This window comes from Paenibacillus sp. J22P165 (assembly GCF_059692015.1).
Window position 1 is genome coordinate 620,707 of sequence record NZ_JCAUAP010000001.1, and the last position, 17,136, is coordinate 637,842.

Annotated in this window: 15 protein-coding genes, 1 riboswitch and 1 other annotated feature; of the genes, 10 read left to right on the top strand and 5 right to left on the bottom strand. The window is 45.6% G+C overall.

The annotated features are described in order from the left end of the window. Positions 1 to 19 precede the first annotated feature (19 nt). The 4 genes from AC58QM_RS02780 to AC58QM_RS02795 all read left to right on the top strand — a co-directional run bounded on the left by AC58QM_RS02780 (position 20) and on the right by AC58QM_RS02795 (position 5,239). On the top strand, positions 20 to 1,348 hold the full coding sequence (locus AC58QM_RS02780; protein ID WP_497281156.1) for an ABC transporter substrate-binding protein: 1,329 nt from the start codon (positions 20 to 22) through the stop codon (positions 1,346 to 1,348). A 63-nt stretch (positions 1,349 to 1,411) separates the two neighbouring features. Further along, a complete protein-coding gene (locus AC58QM_RS02785) occupies positions 1,412 to 2,290 on the top strand; it encodes a carbohydrate ABC transporter permease (RefSeq protein ID WP_497281157.1) in 879 nt (292 codons plus the stop codon). After that, positions 2,290 to 3,108 carry a carbohydrate ABC transporter permease gene (locus tag AC58QM_RS02790; protein ID WP_497281159.1) on the top strand — a complete coding sequence of 273 codons (819 nt, stop codon included), beginning with the start codon at positions 2,290 to 2,292 and terminating at the stop codon, positions 3,106 to 3,108. The genes AC58QM_RS02785 and AC58QM_RS02790 overlap by 1 nt, the downstream gene beginning before the upstream one ends. 19 nt (positions 3,109 to 3,127) lie before the next feature. Then, positions 3,128 to 5,239 (top strand): alpha-galactosidase, encoded by a 2,112-nt coding sequence (locus tag AC58QM_RS02795; RefSeq protein ID WP_497281160.1) that lies wholly within the window; start codon positions 3,128 to 3,130, stop codon positions 5,237 to 5,239. A 378-nt stretch (positions 5,240 to 5,617) separates the two neighbouring features. Here the strand turns inward: AC58QM_RS02795 and AC58QM_RS02800 are convergent, their stop codons facing one another. Then, a complete protein-coding gene (locus tag AC58QM_RS02800) occupies positions 5,618 to 6,472 on the bottom strand; it encodes an AraC family transcriptional regulator (protein WP_497281162.1) in 855 nt (284 codons plus the stop codon). A 177-nt stretch (positions 6,473 to 6,649) separates the two neighbouring features. On the opposite strand from AC58QM_RS02800, the gene AC58QM_RS02805 reads away from it, so the two are divergent. Continuing rightward, entirely contained in the window at positions 6,650 to 8,134 is a 1,485-nt protein-coding gene (locus AC58QM_RS02805; protein ID WP_497281164.1) for a tagaturonate epimerase family protein, read from the top strand. 61 nt (positions 8,135 to 8,195) lie between these two features. Here AC58QM_RS02805 and AC58QM_RS02810 read toward each other — a convergent pair whose 3' ends face one another. Both AC58QM_RS02810 and AC58QM_RS02815 read right to left on the bottom strand, forming a co-directional pair. Further along, on the bottom strand, positions 8,196 to 8,507 hold the full coding sequence (locus tag AC58QM_RS02810; protein WP_497281166.1) for a hypothetical protein: 312 nt from the start codon (positions 8,505 to 8,507) through the stop codon (positions 8,196 to 8,198). A 52-nt stretch (positions 8,508 to 8,559) separates the two neighbouring features. Beyond that, entirely contained in the window at positions 8,560 to 8,853 is a 294-nt protein-coding gene (locus AC58QM_RS02815) for a DUF3055 domain-containing protein (protein WP_310501957.1), read from the bottom strand. Between the two features lie 205 nt (positions 8,854 to 9,058). Here AC58QM_RS02815 and AC58QM_RS02820 point away from each other — a divergent pair, with 205 nt between their 5' ends. Further along, the gene (locus AC58QM_RS02820; RefSeq protein ID WP_497281168.1) at positions 9,059 to 10,072 is read left to right on the top strand and encodes an HRDC domain-containing protein; all 1,014 of its coding nucleotides are present in this window, start codon (positions 9,059 to 9,061) and stop codon (positions 10,070 to 10,072) included. A 55-nt stretch (positions 10,073 to 10,127) separates the two neighbouring features. Further along, positions 10,128 to 10,400, top strand: a binding site (T-box leader). A 56-nt stretch (positions 10,401 to 10,456) separates the two neighbouring features. Then, positions 10,457 to 11,716: a tyrosine--tRNA ligase gene (tyrS, locus tag AC58QM_RS02825; RefSeq protein ID WP_497281170.1), complete on the top strand. Its 1,260-nt coding sequence runs from the start codon at positions 10,457 to 10,459 to the stop codon at positions 11,714 to 11,716. A gap of 71 nt (positions 11,717 to 11,787) precedes the next feature. On the opposite strand, the gene corA is transcribed toward tyrS, so the two are convergent. Next, positions 11,788 to 12,726 carry a magnesium/cobalt transporter CorA gene (gene corA, locus AC58QM_RS02830; RefSeq protein WP_310501954.1) on the bottom strand — a complete coding sequence of 313 codons (939 nt, stop codon included), beginning with the start codon at positions 12,724 to 12,726 and terminating at the stop codon, positions 11,788 to 11,790. A 307-nt stretch (positions 12,727 to 13,033) separates the two neighbouring features. Then, on the bottom strand, positions 13,034 to 13,261 hold the full coding sequence (locus AC58QM_RS02835) for a hypothetical protein (RefSeq protein WP_497281172.1): 228 nt from the start codon (positions 13,259 to 13,261) through the stop codon (positions 13,034 to 13,036). 244 nt (positions 13,262 to 13,505) lie between these two features. Then, positions 13,506 to 13,632, top strand: a riboswitch (SAM riboswitch). Positions 13,633 to 13,745: 113 nt separating this feature from the next. Here AC58QM_RS02835 and metA point away from each other — a divergent pair. From metA to AC58QM_RS02850, 3 genes are read left to right on the top strand one after another with little or no spacing between them, the layout of a single operon-like run. Next, positions 13,746 to 14,690, top strand: coding sequence for a homoserine O-acetyltransferase MetA (metA, locus tag AC58QM_RS02840; RefSeq protein WP_497281174.1), 945 nt, complete (start codon positions 13,746 to 13,748; stop codon positions 14,688 to 14,690). 38 nt (positions 14,691 to 14,728) lie between these two features. Then, positions 14,729 to 15,898, top strand: coding sequence for an aminotransferase class I/II-fold pyridoxal phosphate-dependent enzyme (locus tag AC58QM_RS02845; protein WP_497281580.1), 1,170 nt, complete (start codon positions 14,729 to 14,731; stop codon positions 15,896 to 15,898). After that, positions 15,895 to 17,070, top strand: coding sequence for a trans-sulfuration enzyme family protein (locus AC58QM_RS02850; RefSeq protein WP_497281176.1), 1,176 nt, complete (start codon positions 15,895 to 15,897; stop codon positions 17,068 to 17,070). The genes AC58QM_RS02845 and AC58QM_RS02850 overlap by 4 nt, the downstream gene beginning before the upstream one ends. Positions 17,071 to 17,136 lie beyond the last annotated feature (66 nt).

A 17,136-nucleotide genomic window follows, 5' to 3' on the forward strand; every position in this document is an offset into this window, starting at 1 on the left:
GAGGAAGAGGGGTAAAGATATGAAAAAGATGGCAAGTGCAGGTGTTTCGGCAACGATGGTGGCCCTTTTATTATCAGCTTGCGGCAACGACGGCACTGCGACAAGTACGGCAACGCCAGCTGCAAGCAGTGAGACGAAGCCTGCTGCTACCGCAACAGCCAAAGTAGAGAAGCCTGTTACGATTTCTTTCATGCATTTCAAAAGTGATGTTACGGACGGAGTAGCCAAAATCGTCGAGCAGTTCGAAAAGCAAAACCCCAACATCAAAGTCGAGGTACAGCCCGTTAAATATGATGATTACTACACGTTACTCAAAACGAAAATAGCTAGCGGCGACATCGTTGATGTATTTACGCTAAATGCGGGAAGCAATACGAAACTGCTGCATGACGGCGGGTATCTCGAAGATTTGACAGGGAAAGATTTCATGTCCAACTTCGATCCGAGCATACTGAAAGCGCAAGCGACTGACGGCAAAAACTATATTATGCCAGTTAACGCTACACCGATTGCCGTATTTTATAACAAGAAAATATTCAGTGATCTTGGGCTCCAAGTTCCTAGAACGTACGATGCGATGATTGCTGCTGCTAAAAAAATAAAGGAAGCGGGCAAAACTCCTTTCGCCCTTGGCTGGAAAGACAACTGGACGTTAGCCATGTGGTTGAGCCGAGATCTGCCGAGTAACACGGTCTTGGTCGAGAAACAAGCGGACTTCTTCAGCAAAGTGGAAAAGGGCACAGCGAAATTCGCTGACAACCCTGCGTCCAAAACGGTTATCGCACATGCGCAAGAGTTGTTTGACCTCGGTAACAAGGATCAGCTTGGTGTCGATTATAACGGTGTTGTTGACCTCTTCTCCAAAGGCGATGTCGGTATGATGTACATGGGTACATGGCCATTAGCGGATATTCAGAAGAAAAATCCGGAATTGTACAAAACAGGCATTGGTTACTTCCCATATCCGTTCAGCAATGATGAAAGCTTGAATAAGCTTGAATTTAACCCTGATGCCTCTCTTGCCGTGAACAGCAAATCAGCGAATAAAGAAGCAGCGTTGAAATTCCTTTCATTCATGGCCAGTAAAGAGGGCGGAGATGCCTGGGTGAAAAATATTAACTCGCTTAGCTTTGTCAAAGGCGCTTCAACAGACATCGCGCCAGCAGTTAATGATCTTAAGCCGTATTTTGATAAAGGGTTAACCTATGATTCTCAATCCTTTATTACCTCGACAATTGATTGGAACTCACAATTTACACAATATGTTCAAAAGGTGTTTTTCAAGAAAGCAACGCCTGAACAAATCATTAAGGATCTCGATGACTGGGTTGCCAAAAACCACAAATAACAAAAGCGTTATAAAGGCATAGGCTTCTGCCTATGCCTTTATTCATGAGAAAGGGAATAACTTATGGGAAATATGAAACGAATGATCCGTGGTGAGTTCTGGTATGTTCTGTTCCTTATTCCGGGTATTCTGTTATTTACGTTAGCAGTTCTCATTCCATTTGTGATAGGCACGCGGTATTCATTCACAAGTTGGGACGGTGTTTCACGTAAGCTGACGTATATTGGGTGGGAAAATTACGTGCATGCTTTTCAAGACTCGGACGTATGGGCCGCGCTTGGAAATACGTTTAAATATGCATTTATTCTAATGGTGCTTGTGAATGTGTTATCTCTTCTACTGGCATTGCTTCTGGATTCTTACTTGAAGTTTAAGAACGTGTTTCGGACGATTTTCTTCCTGCCGAGCATTCTCTCTGTTGTATTATCTGCATTTATTTGGAAATACAATTTCAGCACAGGTTTTCCTAAACTGTTGACCATATTCGGATTAGATGTGACCAGTCCACTTGGCAATCCGGATCATGCTTTGTTCGGATTGATTCTTGTAGCCCTGTGGCAGGGCGTGGGAGCACCTATGATTATCTATATCGCTGGTTTACAGGGAATTCCGAGCGAGCTTGTAGAGAGTGCGAAAATGGACGGGGCTGGCGTAGGTCGAGCATTCTGGCATGTGACATTACCACTGCTTGCGCCCTCGATTACGATCAATCTGCTGCTCGTGTTGACGGGTTCACTCAAAGTGTTTGATCTTGTTTGGGTAACCACGCAGGGAGGGCCGGGCTTTGCTACGGAGGTCATTACAACGTTTGTCTATAAAACAGCGTTTAACTCCTTTAAAGCAGGTTATGGCATGGCGTTATCGATGATTTTCTTCGTCATTTTGGTGATCGTGACGATTGTGCAATTATCCATTTTCAGAAGACGGGAAGTGGAAATGTAATGAAAATAACGCGATACAGCACGTTCGCTGCGGTTGCAATTCTAGCTATTCTGTTTGTGTTTCCGATGTATGTCGCATTACTGATGTCGCTCAAAACAGCGAAGCAAACCTTCGATTCCTTTTATGCATTGCCGACAAGCTTGAATTTTGCGAATTACACGCATGCGTGGAGTACATCCAAGTATCCCGCAGCACTGTTAAACAGCTTAGCTGTAACGGCCATCTCCGTTACGCTGATTATCTTCGCTTCAGCACTGGCTGGGTATGCCATAGCGCGTAGAAATAAGCCGTTTTATAGCTTTATCTTTATTTTGTTCCTCTCGGGTATGATGGTCCCTTTTCAAGTCATTATGCTGCCGTTGTATCAAATTGGAAAATCATTTCATCTTGTTAATTCACATTGGGGGCTAGCGCTGATCTACGGCGGTTTCGGTGTGCAGATGGGCGTACTGTTTTACACAGGTTTCGTGAAAGGAATTTCGCGTGAAATTGAGGAAGCCGCTAGAATAGATGGCTGTTCGACACCAGGTATTTTTATCCGTGTTGTGATGCCATTGCTCAAGCCGGTTACAGCAACGGTTCTCGTACTTAATGTGTTGTACATTTGGAACGATTTCTTACTTCCACTACTCTACCTACAGGATAAAAGTTACCGCACCATTCCACTGCAGCAGTACTTTTTCTTTGGTCAATACAGCAGTGACTTAAATCTGGCTTTTGCTTATGCGGTTATGGGTATGATTCCGATTATCATCTTTTTCTTATTCATGCAGAGATTCATCATTAAAGGGATTGCCGCTGGCGCGATCAAAGGATAGTAACAAGGAGGCAATTGAGGTGCCTATAACGTATTTGGAAAAAGAAAACATCTTTGAAATTCGCACTGATCAATCATCGTATGTGTTTGGGATCAATGAGAAAGGTACCATTCAGCACTTGTATTGGGGAGAACACATTGAGGCTTCGGAGTGCGGGTATTTACTGGTGAGCAGGTTACACAGCTCCTTCGATGTGGAAATCGATCGGGAGACAGAGGAGTATGGAGGCTGGGGCGGCTGCCATTATGCTGAACCGGCGATGAAAGTTTCGTTTGCAGACGGTGTTCGGGACTTGAAGCTGAAGTATGAGGGACATCGATTAGTGAGCGAAAATGAAATCGTATTGCGGATGGTGGATGCTTACTATTCGTTAGAAGTTGATGTTCATTACAAGGCGTTGCCTGTGTATGATCTCATTGAGCGATACGTACAGGTGAAAAATGGGCTGAACGAGTCCATTCGCATTGAGCAGATCATGGCAGCTGTTTGGACGGTACAGGCTCTGCCTGATTACCGCATGACGCATGTGACAGGTCGCTGGGCAGGCGAGTATCAATTAAGATCGACAGTCTTATCCGAAGGTAAAAAAGTACTGGAGTCGCGCAGAGGCTTCACGGGTCCACACGCTAATCCATGGTATGCCATTGATAATGGCAAAGCGGACGAGACATCGGGGAACGTGTGGTTCGGGGCACTTGGCTGGAGCGGCAATTGGAAAATCGCTGCAGAGAAAACGACTTTCGGGCATGTGCGAATTGTTGGAGGCGTGAACGATTTTGATAGCCCCTTGATGCTCGGATCGGGGGAAGTATATGCTTCGCCTGTCTTTGTCGGCGGATTCACATCTGGTGGATTTGGTCAGATGAGCCGTAATCTGCACCGGTACCAAAAAGATTGCGTGCTGCCGACTAGTAAACTACGCAAAGTGCTGTACAACTCGTGGGAGGCGACGGAATTCGCTGTAACCGTGGAAGGGCAAAAGGAGCTTGCTGGCCAAGCTGCTCGTTTGGGAGTGGAGCGTTTCGTTGTTGACGACGGCTGGTTCGGCCAGCGCCATAGCGATCGAGCGGGCTTAGGTGATTGGTATGTCAATGCGGAGAAATTCCCCAACGGTCTTGAGGAGTTAATCGACCACGTAAAGGGACTGGGCATGGAAATCGGGTTATGGGTCGAGCCGGAGTCAGTCAATCCGGACAGTGACTTGTTCCGAGCGCATCCGGAATGGGTGTATCAATTTCCGACACGCGAAGGTACGCAGCTGCGCAATCAATTATTGTTGAACTTGGGGCTGCCTGAAGTGAAGCAATTCGTTCTCGACTTCATGACGACCTTGCTTACTACCTATGATATCCGATTTATCAAGTGGGATATGAACCGAACTGTGACAGAGCCAGGTACGATTGCCTCGGGGCAGGATGCTAATGCAGCCATTTGGATCAAACATGTTGATCATTTATATGCCATTTTGGCGGAATTAAGGGATCGCTTCCCTGATGTGGAATTTGAGACATGCGCGGGCGGCGGCGCGAGAATTGATTTAGGTATTCTGCGCTATGCGGACCAAGCATGGATTAGTGATAACACCGATGCGCGTGATCGTTTAGCGATTCAGGAGGGATTCTCTTACGCCTACAGTCCATCTGTCATGATGTGTTGGGTGACGGAGTCGCCGCATGGCTTTAACGGGAGGAGTCTTCCTTTATCGTACCGATTCCATAGTGCAATGATGGGCGGCTTGGGCATTGGGGCGAACATTAGCAAATGGTCGCAAGCAGAATTAGAGGAAGCGAAGAGCTATGTAGAACTGTACAAGGAGATCAGGCCTATTATTTTAAAAGGTGACTTGTATAGGCTGTCCTCGCTGCGAGATTCGAATGTAGCTGCTTGTCAGTACAATAGCGCGGATCGAAGTGAAAGTGTAGTATTTACTTTCTTGCAATCGCAGCATTTTGGCGCTGAAGTTCGGCATTTACCTTTACAAAACCTTGTGCCCCATGCTTCCTATGAGGTGAGATTGGATGGAGGAGAACCGTTTGTCCGTCACGGCTCAACACTCATGAACTTAGGCATTCCTTTGACTTTGCGCGGGGATTATCAAAGTAGGCTGATACGAGTAAAACGTTTGGATTAGCTTGTAAGTAGAGCCCGCATGATGCGGGCTTTTTCATGTGCTTCGATTTGCAACTCGAAAAAATCGAGTTACGCGTGACGAAAGTGGCCAAAGAAGTAACGCAACTCGAAAAAATCGAGTTACGCATGACGAAAGTGGCCAAAGGAGTAACGCAACACGAAAAAATCGAGTTACACGTATCGAAAGTGGCCAAAGGAGTAACGTAACACGAAAAAATCGAGTTACGCGTGACGAAAGTGGTCAAAGGAGTAACGTAACACGAAAAAATCGAGTTACGCATGACGAAAGTGGCCAAAGGACTAACGTAACTCGAAAAAATCGAGTTGCGCGTGTTGAAAGTGGCCAAAGGAGTAACGTAACTCGAAAAAATGGTTTGTTCTACCTAACTATTGCACTAGCCGACTGCCGATAACGAAGCGGTGTCATTTTCGTCATTTGGCGGAATACACGCCCAAATTGCACGAGGGAGCCGAAGCCTACTTGCTCAGCAATCACGATGACTTTTAGCCTCGTCGTGGCCAGAAGTCTCTGAGCTTCCTGTACGCGCACGAGATTCACATATTCAACAAGTGAGAATCCGGTGATTTCTTTGAACATCCGGCTTAAATAAGCAGGGCTGATTTCAAACTGCTCAGCAAGCTCCTCCAATCGCACCGATTCAGCAGAATGGTCATTGATATATCGGACGATGGTGGATATTTTTCGATGTAAAGGCGAAACATGTTCCGGTGAAGTAACTGGGTGTACACGAACGAAACGTGCCGTGAATAGAAGCAGTTCAATCAGATAGTGCGTAATGGCAAAGGATTGCCCAATATGTGGCTCCTTCGCTTCATAAAGCAGTTTACCGAGAATGTCTTCTACGAGCCGCCGAGTAAGCAAATCTAACCGCAGTACTGGCGTAGCATGTGTGAAGGCGTCGAGTAGAAAGGGAGCTTCATCTTTTTTACCTTCCAAAAGGCTGTCACTAAAGTTGATGACGACCCTTGCATGTCCTAATCGATCTGAATCGGAAGTGGCATGAAGTTCACGACGATTGATGAGAACCAAATCTCCCGGAAGAATGAGATACGATCTATCCCGGATAAAATACATACGTTCACCTTCGTATAAATAATACAGCTCATACATTTCATGCATGTGCTGAGTTCTCTCGAAGGGACCGGAACGATGAATATGTTGAATGTAAAAGGGGCCTTCATCTTCATTGCCGAAGGTGACGGTACGTGACATATGAGTATGCTCCTTATTTGGAAATGAGGTAACTGAAGTATAGCATGAAATTAGTGAAAAATATGAATAGTTTTCGCTAAAAATAGGAATAGATGATGAGAAAACGCTCCTTACTTGCGATAAAATGAAGCTATAGAATGATTAGCAAACGCTTGCAAAATTAGGAGGAAATTAAACGTGAACGCACTTATAGAGGCAGTACGCGCAGGAAAAGTAAACGAGTTCTCATCTGAGGTAATTAAAGTGTATGCTTCTTCCTTAACGCAAGTGGGAGATACAACATTGCTGATGGTACGCACAACAGAAGGCAAGCAGCTAATCGTCGTAGGCTCCGGAGAATTGTTCGACCAATTGCAAGGTGAAGTTGTAGAAGGCGGAAAAGTAGCACCATTAACACATGCAAACCGACTGGTAATCAATCAGTTTTTACCTTACACAGCTCCACAAGCCTTCGGTACACAAGTAGCAACAATGGGCTTAGGTGATCGTCTTGGTATTGCAAGTCCTGGTCATATCCAAACGATTCGCGGTAAAGATATTCGTCCAGTTCTTGCTCAACAAAGTATTCGTGAGCTTGCTCTAACTGGCCGCACCTATGAGGATGTTCTGGATGCAGCGGCTTATGCGGTTCTGCAAGAAGGATACACAGACGGATACGGCGCTGACGGCGACCACTTGAAGAAAGAAGCGGACATCGAGTACGCGTTGCGTCTTGGCTTTACGATGTTGACATTGGATTGCTCCGAAAACATCGACAATACCATTGAATCGTTGTCTGAAACAGAAATTGCAGCGAAATACGAGCAACTACCAGCTAGCTTACGCAGCCGCTATGAAGAACGCTACCTGCAAACGGCAGCTAATGTTCCAGGAGCCACACTTGCTTACACGGCTGAAGCCTTGAAAAAAGATGTACTGATCTATGATGCAGCGATTAATTTCATGGAAGCGATCTACCGCAAGTATATCGTCACACTTGATCGTGCGGTTGATTTCGAGATTTCCATTGATGAAACAGCGACGCCGACATCACCTGAGGCACATTACTTGGTAGCCAATGAGCTGCGTGACCGCGGTGTTACCATTTTCAGCATGGCGCCACGTTTCTGCGGTGAATTTCAAAAAGGGATCGACTACATTGGCGACATCGCACAATTTGAGCGTGAGCTAGCTAGTCATGCTGCGATTGCTGTTCATTTTGAATACAAGCTAAGCATCCATTCCGGCAGTGATAAATTCAGTGTGTTCCCGTTGATTGGGCAATACACGAATGGCTTATTCCACATCAAAACAGCGGGCACGAACTGGTTGGAAGCGGTACGTGTTGTAGCGAAAGTGAATCCTACGCTTTATCGCCGTATGCACCAATACGCACTTGATCACTTCGTCGAGGCGACAGCATACTACCACGTAACGACAGATATTAGCGCAATTGCTCTGCTTAGTGATGTAACGGATGCTCAGCTGCCTGATTACATGGAAGAGAACAATGCGCGTCAATTGCTGCACATTACGTATGGTCTGCTCCTTCAAGCGAAAAATGAAGACGGAAGCCGCACATTTGCGGACGAATTCTTCCAAACATTGGCTGATCAAGAAGATACCTTCGCAGAAGGCCTTCGTCATCATATCGGCAGACACTTGGAACTGCTCGGCAAATAGAGAATTGAACAAAAACGCCACGAACATCCCTTTGACGGGTGCTCGTGGCGTTTCGTTGTTCTTAGGACAAGCCCTCAGTAGACTCGCCGTTCGCATCATCTGCTCCCGGATAGTCCCTTGTAATACCTTCGTGCAGTTCGCGATTCTCATAAGCAAATCGGTTAGTCGGACGTTGATCTTCTCGCCAAGGGGTGCTCTTCCCAAGTGACTCAGACATCATGCTGGTGCCGTAGGCCCCTTCTGGGAACTCCTCAGGAATCATATCGTTCCGTTGGGATTCTACAGTCTTGAGGTCCGTGTACGCGGCGAGGCGGTCCTCTGAGAGGAAGCCTAATCCTTCTACGTGGTTATTCTGTGATGACTTTTTAGGCATGGATAAGCCTCCTTTTCAGGTTATGCTTTTTCCAGTGTCCCCCGCCAATCCCTTAAATATCCGTGAAATGTATGGATCCAATAATTTGGGATAAAAATTCGGTAAGCTCTTGAGCTTGTTCTTCGTTGATCTTAAACACATGCTCGAGGTAGCCTTCTTCGTCCAAATCGTCCGGCCCAATAACAGCACTGCGTCCTGATTGTAAATCGATAACTAGCTTTTTCCCGTAATAACGGGTAGTCGTCATGATAGCGAGGTCAAAACGGTGTAAGGCATTACCAACAAAACACACAAATCGTGTTGTTGTTTCTTCTTGATGATCATATAAAAAGTCATAATCAGACATGAGGACACTCCATTCTCTTTCTAGTATGCACCCATTATAACCGATAAAAGGTGCCGGGCAAAACAGTCTTGCGCCTAACTGACAAACATGGTATGATTTGGATATTGAAAATGGGAAGCACCTTTTCTGCCCTAGTGGGCGGTAGAGGTGCTTTTTCGTTTTTCTCACACTCATTTCATAAAAACGTCTGGAGGCATGGAAAGCGATGAACATTGTATTTTTGAACACGTTGGAGAAGAATTCGGGGGATCAGCAAGTGATCTCCGCGCAGGTTTCAATTGTCGAGGAGCAAGGGATTTGGAGCGTGTATTGGAGTGAACCTGACTTCGTTGGTAAGCTGGAGCAGGATGAATGGTTCCAAGGCATTAGCTGGGATGAAATGCTATTTGCGTTTCGTCAAGGCTTACGCGAGAAGATTCGGAGCGGCTTCCGGCCATTAGTTCACACAGAATTAGATCTGACGAACGGGCTTACTGGCAAAGCGAGAATGACCCAAATGCTAACGTATTACTGTGAGGAAAATCCGAATGATGTGATGTACGAGTCTTTGCGTACATGGCGCCGCGAACAGTCCAGTCGTGAGAAGAAAGCTCCCTATATTCTTGCAACGAACCGCGTTCTACGGATGATTTCGGTCTTCTTGCCTCAGACCAAGGAAGAGCTGCAGCAAATCCCTGGTTTCGGTGAGCAAAAAACCGCTATGTACGCAGAGCAATTGCTTAATCTAATCGGTGAAAGCACACGCACCAACGGTTTCCCGCTGGATTGGGTAGCCAACTATGTGGATACGATGAAATTCGAAAGCTGGCTGCTCGCACAGAGGGAACAGAAGCTGCGAATCGAACAAGATCGCGAAATCAGTAAACGTAAACTGCTTGAAATCGTTGCTGGGGGCGGCAGCTTAGCCGATCTTCAAGCCAATTTAACGATGCCGCGAAGAGAATTACTGCTGTGGGTCGAAGAATTGGATCGTGAAGGCTATGATATGGATCCACTCGTGGAGGCAGAGCTTGCTACGATCCCTGAAGAAGAGCAAATTAAGGCGTGGAATGCGTATGAATCTGAAGGTGACCGCTATTTGAAACCAGTTCTAAAGAACCTTACGGGGACGGATGAACTGAAAGGAAAAGAGCTTGATCGTGCCTATGAATGGCTGCGTCTGCTTCGGTTGCGTTTTCGCAGGGAGAAGGAAAGATTTACGTCGCAAGCCGCTAGTTGAGGTGTATTGACAAGAACTAACCGGATATGATTAAATGGTCAATAATCTAATAACCGTTAATGCGATGACGAACACGGGCGATGCCCCAAGTAGGAGAAATGCCGCTGCTGCAGAGAGTCGGTGGAAGGTGCAAACCGATGCAAGCATGTTTTCCGAATTACAGTTCTGAGTTGGTGGAGGGAACGTACTCATTCGAGTATCAGTAGCTTACACCCGGCAATTTTATTGTCGTTATTCTTCTAAGTGAAAGAGAAGTGACATGCTGTTAAGCGTGGAACCCCTCTCTTTAATTAGGGTGGTACCGCGAGACAACCTTCTCGTCCCTTTGTGGACGAGGTGGTTGTCTTTTTTGTTTTCTTTTTACCAATTGAACGGAGGGATCGTATGGTTTCATGGGATAAGCTTACGGAAGAGCAACAACATCAAGTGGAACATCAATTAAGTATTCTCCAAAGAGGCGCAGCAGACATCGTGCCCGAGGAAGCGCTAAAGCAGAAAATAATGAAGGCTGTTGTGACAGGGATTCCCCTCAAAGTTAAACTTGGCTTAGACCCATCAGCACCCGATATTCATATCGGACATACCGTTGTCCTGCAGAAGCTCCGTCAATTTCAAGATTTGGGCCATGAGGTTCAGCTCATTATTGGTGATTTTACAGGACGAATCGGAGATCCGACGGGGAAATCAGAGACGCGTAAACAGCTTTCAGAGGAAGATGTCAAACGTAATGCAGAAACCTACCAAACACAGTTAGCCAAAGTGTTGGATCTTAATAAAACAACTTTCCATTACAACTCTTCTTGGTTAGGTGAGCTTCGTTTTGATGATGTGCTAAGACTAGCTGGAAAGGTAACTGTTGCTCGCATGCTCGAAAGAGATGATTTTGCCAAACGGTATGTGGCGAATCAGCCGATTCATGTACACGAGTTTTTCTACCCGCTTATGCAAGGTTACGATTCAGTTTCTTTGGAAAGTGACATCGAATTAGGTGGAACCGATCAGACGTTTAACATCTTAATGGGCCGCACGCTTCAAGGTGCTTATGAGATCAAAGAAGGTCAAGTGGCGATTCTGATGCCTTTGCTTGAGGGGCTGGATGGTGTTCAGAAAATGAGCAAAAGCCTGCGCAACTACATCGGAATCGATGAGTCACCGAATGATATTTTCGGCAAAACGATGTCCATTCCGGACACACTGATGCTCAAATATTTCGAGCTGACGACAGCCTTGTCGAATTCGCAATTAGAAGAGCTGCGGCAAGGTCTTGCTGCGGGTACAATCCATCCAAGAGATGCCAAGCTGAGGCTGGCCAAATTGTATGTGGGGATGTATCACGGAGAACAAGCGGCTGAGGAAGCCGAACAGCATTTCATCACTGTTTTTCAGAAACGGTCTTTACCTGATGAAATTGAGGAGGTTAACCTAAGTTCCGAGCATTTGGATGAAGGACGGATCTCAATTATCAAGCTGTTGGTTCATCTAGCTCTGCAAGCGTCGAATGGGGAAGCAAGAAGGAGTGTGGAGCAAGGCGCTGTCAAAATCAACGAACAGAAGCTAACCGACATTCATGCACAAATCACGCCAGCAGATGGTGATATTCTGCAAGTAGGGAAACGGAAGTTTGTCAAAATTAAACTAGCCTAAGTGAAATATAAAAAAGGTGACTTCTCAGCAACGTGCTGTTTGAAGTCACCATCTTATTAAATCGGAAAGGGTCATAACCATTCTTTCTTACGGAAGAGGATATACATGGCAATGCCGAGTACACCCATGAAGGCTAGCACAATTTCATCCCCATGGTCGGTTAGATGCAGACCAAGAATGTTATCGAAATTCATCCCGAACACACCGGTAATAAACGTCAATGGCATGAAGATTGTTGTCAACGCGGTAAACACACGCATGATATCATTCGCGCGGTTCGCCAAACTGGATTGATAAGCTTCTCGTAAGTTCCCCATGAGATCGCGGAGCGTATCGAAGGTATCCACGATTTTGACGGCATTCTCATAGATGTCGCCGAAATACTTTTGGAGCTGATGGTCAATCAGTCTCAATTCTTTTTTGCCCAGCGTCCCGATGACGTCACGTTGAGGCACCAGCATCTTTTTCAGCCATAGAATCTCAGAACGGAGACCAATAATCTCATTCAAGTGGGACTTCTTCGTCGCCATGAGAATATCTTCTTCCAGTTTCTCTATTTTAGCTTCAATCCGGTCACCGACCGCTACATAGTTATCGACAACAAGATCGACCAAGTGATATAAGAATCGATCGGCGCTGTTCACTTCTTCTTCCCAAAGGAAAGGCTTAAGCGCGCGAAGTTCATTTATTTTTTGTCGTGTTACGGTAATGATGACATGTTTGCTGAGAAATAAATTAAGTGCACGAAGGAAAATTTCTTCATCATCGAAACGAATGCTATTAATCACAATGAAATAATGAGAATCATAAAATTCAATCTTTGGACGCTGTTCTTCCTCACTCAGACAGTCTTCTACGGCCAAATCATGCAAATGGAACAGAGGCTGTAATAATTCTAAATCCTCGATCCCCGCATCAATCCAATAGAAACCTTGGCTTGGAGGTAATAGCGCAGTGGTCACATCTTCAACTAACGTAAAAATACCATTTTGAACCAACCGTGTTTTCATCTGCCCACCCCTTTGAATGGAATCAGCCGGTTAGTTCATCTATCTAGAAGAGCAATACTCTGGATGATGGAATAACCGACTTCATTCCTACACTTTGAAATTGTTTACTAATGACTTTACAGGTTCTACTCCTCGGTTCTCCGTCCAAGCGTATGCCCTCCTTTTCCGTCCGTGTCGAATACTTGTCTAGTATACCCGTTCATATATCACGTTTCAAGCCATAAAGTTACATGAATAAAGGGAATTGTCGTTTAGATAGCTTATGGGAAATAGGCAAGGTCGGTGTCAAAAAAATAACCGCCAAAATTTACTTGGCGGCATTCAGGATTTTATTTTTAATGTCCGTGTACATTTGAATCAGTTCAGGGCCGCCGCGCTTCATCAAGTCATCTTCATTGACAGCGCCGTAGACGAGAGGAAGCTGTGAAACAGCAATTGCTGCTTGCTCAAGTGTAGGCTTGTCACTTTCAATTAAGGCGAAGTAGCGATGTAGGGAAGCGAAAGCTGAGAAATTATCCGAGGTTTGGGTTGACATAGTAGCCCTCATTTCTTTGCTATGATTAGGAATCAAATGAGCTTTGTAGTGCGACAGCTTATCCTACCTATATAACCTTCTCTTCAATTGTTGAAACATAGTCCGTGTGATACAAATTGTATCATACCTTTTTATTTTACTGCAAATGCTAAATCTTAAATATTTCTAATGAGAAATACAAGCAGTACCATCTTGACTTTCACTTAATTTATAGTATGATAATGCTAATCGCATACGTTACGTTTTCTTATCAAGAGTAGGTGGAGGGACTAGCCCTATGACACCCGGCAACCGACAAACCTTTGTAAAAAGGGGAGCACGGTGCTAATTCTTGCGGAAACGCTGTTTACAGCGAATCTGGGAGATAAGGAAAGGACATTGACTTTGATTTTCCATGGCCTTTCTCTGATCCCAGAGAGGGTCATTTTTGCGTTTCTATAGATATTTTCCACCTAAACTAAATTAAAGAAGAGGAGTGAACAGGATGCCGATCAAGATTCCTGACAACCTGCCTGCCAAAGAAATTTTAAACCAAGAGAACATCTTCACCATGGACGAATCTGTCGCGTATCACCAGGATATACGTCCACTTCGCATTGCCCTGCTTAACTTAATGCCGACCAAAGAAACAACGGAGACGCAATTGTTGCGCTTGATCGGAAATACGCCGCTGCAAGTGGAGTTCGTGCTGCTGCATCCCAAAACCCACACTTCCAAAAATACATCTCTCGAACATTTAGATATGTTTTACAAAACCTTTGATGATATCAAAGATGATAAGCTAGATGGTATGATTATAACTGGCGCACCCGTAGAGCAAATGGACTTCGAAGATGTGAACTACTGGGAGGAGCTAACACAGATCCTTGAATGGAGCAAACGTAATGTTACCTCCACTTTGCATATTTGCTGGGCAGCGCAAGCAGGACTATACCATCATTTCGGCGTACGCAAATATGGTCTTGAGAAAAAGACGTTTGGTGTATTCCCACATACGGTGAGTGTTCCGAACACGAAGTTGCTGCGCGGCTTTGATGAAGTATTCAACGTTCCACAATCACGTCACACCGATATTACTCGTGAAGATATCGAACGATGTCCAGATTTAGAAATTTTATCTGAATCCGAGGAATCAGGCGTTTATATTGTGGCAACGCGCGATGGCAAACATATTTTCGTAACCGGACATTCGGAATATGATGCTTGTTCCTTGAAATGGGAATATGACCGCGATGTGGCGAAAGGGCTGCCGATCGATATCCCGAACAATTATTACCCGAATAACGATCCTAGTAGAATGCCTTACAACACTTGGAGAGCCCATGCGAATTTGCTGTTCTCAAACTGGCTGAACTATTATGTATATCAAGAAACGCCTTTTGAATTGACAGTGAACATTAATGAAAGCTTGGCAAGTTCGCAATTGTAAAAATATTCGTACCCACATCCTGAGGAGGAATTCCCTTGTTGAAAATTGAAAGTCGTCTCGCTCAAATTGGCTCAATTGAAGAACCTGTTACAGGTGCTGTAAGCTTTCCAGTGTATCAAGCAACTGCGTTTCGCCATCCTAAGCTTGGACAGAGCACAGGATTTGATTATGCTCGCACGAAGAGTCCGACCCGTAAAGTGCTAGAAGACGCCATTGCTGGGCTTGAATCCGGAGATGCAGGATTTGCTTGCTCTTCAGGTATGGCAGCATTGCAAACGATTTTCGCCTATTTCAGCCAAGGGGATCATTTAATCGTATCCTTGGATCTATACGGTGGTACGTATCGGTTATTAGAAAGAATTATGTCCCGTTTCGGTGTAACGGCTACGTATGTAGACACGAATGATTTGGATGCCCTAGAAGGTGCCTATCAGCCAAATACGAAGGGTCTTGTTATTGAAACGCCAACGAACCCGTTGATGATGATTACTGATCTTGAGCTTGTGTGTACTTGGGCCCGTAAAAAGGGCATCGTTTCTATCGTTGATAACACATTGCTTACGCCTTACCTACAACGTCCGATTGAACTTGGTGCGGATATCGTTATCCACAGCGCGACGAAGTATTTGGGTGGTCATAATGACGTGTTAGCTGGTTTGATTGTTACAAAAGGGAAAGAACTTTCTGAGCAGATGGCTATCCTTCATAATTCAATTGGTGCGGTACTTGGACCTCAGGATAGCTGGCTTTTAATGAGAGGGATGAAAACTCTTGCGCTGCGCATGGAGCGTCATGAGCAGAATGCAACAGCTATTGCCAACTTCTTGCTTGCGCATCCGCTGATTTCAGACGTGTACTACCCAGCATTAGAGTCTCATCCGGGTTATGAAATTCAAAACAAACAATCGAACGGGAACACAGGGATTTTCTCCTTCAAAGTGAAAGATGCGAGATTGATCGAACCGATTCTTCGTCACATTAAGCTCATTGCTTTCGCTGAAAGCTTAGGCGGCGTGGAGTCCTTGATGACGTACCCTGCGGTACAAACACACGCGGATATTCCGCTGGAAATAAGACAGCAAATCGGTGTAGACGACCGTCTACTTCGTTTCTCCGTGGGGATCGAGCACATCGATGATCTGATTGCAGATTTGTCGAATGCGCTTGAGGCGTCACAAGCCGAATTGGAAGGAGCTCCACAATCATGAGCCATTCCTCGGATAAAGACAAACGCCAGCCGCAAGGCAAATTTGCAACAAGACTAATCCACTTTGGTGCTGAAATTGATGAAGCGACAGGGGCATCGAGTGTGCCCTTGTACCAGGCTTCTACCTTTCATCAGGCTGATTTGGAAGCCAACCAAGAGTACGACTACACGCGTTCTGGTAACCCGACACGTCAGGCGTTGGAAGATTATATTGCTTTGCTGGAAGGCGGAACGCGAGGCTTTGCGTTCGCCTCTGGAATGGCGGCAATCTCATCCGCATTGATGCTGCTATCTCAAGGGGATCATGTCATCTGTACGGAAGACGTGTACGGTGGTACGTATCGTTTGTTGACAACGATTATGAATCGCATGGGTGTGGAATCCACTTTCGTGGATATGACCGATATCGCTCAAGTGAGAGCGGCGCTTCGTTCGAATACAAGAGCTGTCTTCATCGAGACGCCGTCGAATCCGACGCTTCGCATCACAGACATCGGTGAAATCGCTGCTTTTGCGAAGGAGCATGATCTACTCACGATGCTGGATAATACGTTCATGACGCCTTATCATCAGCGTCCGATTGAGCTAGGCATTGACATCGTGCTTCATAGCGCGACAAAATTCCTAGGCGGGCACAGTGACGTGTTGGCTGGACTAGCTGTTGTTGCGAATGACAGTTTAGGCCGTCGTATGAAGCAAATTCAGAACGGCATGGGGAACGTGCTCGGCATTCAAGATTCATGGCTGCTCATTCGCGGCATGAAAACCTTGCAAGCTCGTATGGAGATGTCCGAGAAGGGTGCTCGTAGATTAGCACAATGGCTGACTGAGCAGCCGGATATTGATGTGGTTTACTACCCAGGTTTGCCTAACCACCCAGGTAGAGAAATTCATGAAAAGCAATCGCTCGGTTACGGAGCTGTCGTCTCATTTGATGTAGGTTCAGGGGAGAAAGCGAAGAAATTGCTAAGCAAAGTGAAGATTCCACTCGTTGCGGTGAGTCTAGGTGCTGTTGAGAGTATCCTCTCGTACCCTGCGATGATGTCACACGCGGCGATGCCGAAGGAAGTTCGCTTGTTGCGCGGTATTACGGATGGTCTCGTGAGATACTCCGTAGGACTGGAAGATATCGAAGATATTATTGAAGATTTGGAACAAGCTCTACGCGGTTAAGCGTTACTGTATTCAGAAATTATTCATATTTACAAAGGAATAACGTCTGGAAAAAGCAGCCCTGTG

Coding starts and splice junctions, on each gene's coding strand:
- AC58QM_RS02780 (WP_497281156.1), top strand. CDS start 20: ATGAAAAAGATGGCAAGTGCAGGTGTTTCGGCAACGATGGTGGCCCTT.
- AC58QM_RS02785 (WP_497281157.1), top strand. CDS start 1,412: ATGGGAAATATGAAACGAATGATCCGTGGTGAGTTCTGGTATGTTCTG.
- AC58QM_RS02790 (WP_497281159.1), top strand. CDS start 2,290: ATGAAAATAACGCGATACAGCACGTTCGCTGCGGTTGCAATTCTAGCT.
- AC58QM_RS02800 (WP_497281162.1), bottom strand. CDS start 6,472: ATGTCACGTACCGTCACCTTCGGCAATGAAGATGAAGGCCCCTTTTAC.
- AC58QM_RS02810 (WP_497281166.1), bottom strand. CDS start 8,507: ATGCCTAAAAAGTCATCACAGAATAACCACGTAGAAGGATTAGGCTTC.
- AC58QM_RS02815 (WP_310501957.1), bottom strand. CDS start 8,853: ATGTCTGATTATGACTTTTTATATGATCATCAAGAAGAAACAACAACA.
- AC58QM_RS02820 (WP_497281168.1), top strand. CDS start 9,059: ATGAACATTGTATTTTTGAACACGTTGGAGAAGAATTCGGGGGATCAG.
- tyrS (WP_497281170.1), top strand. CDS start 10,457: ATGGTTTCATGGGATAAGCTTACGGAAGAGCAACAACATCAAGTGGAA.
- corA (WP_310501954.1), bottom strand. CDS start 12,726: ATGAAAACACGGTTGGTTCAAAATGGTATTTTTACGTTAGTTGAAGAT.
- AC58QM_RS02835 (WP_497281172.1), bottom strand. CDS start 13,261: ATGTCAACCCAAACCTCGGATAATTTCTCAGCTTTCGCTTCCCTACAT.
- metA (WP_497281174.1), top strand. CDS start 13,746: ATGCCGATCAAGATTCCTGACAACCTGCCTGCCAAAGAAATTTTAAAC.
- AC58QM_RS02850 (WP_497281176.1), top strand. CDS start 15,895: ATGAGCCATTCCTCGGATAAAGACAAACGCCAGCCGCAAGGCAAATTT.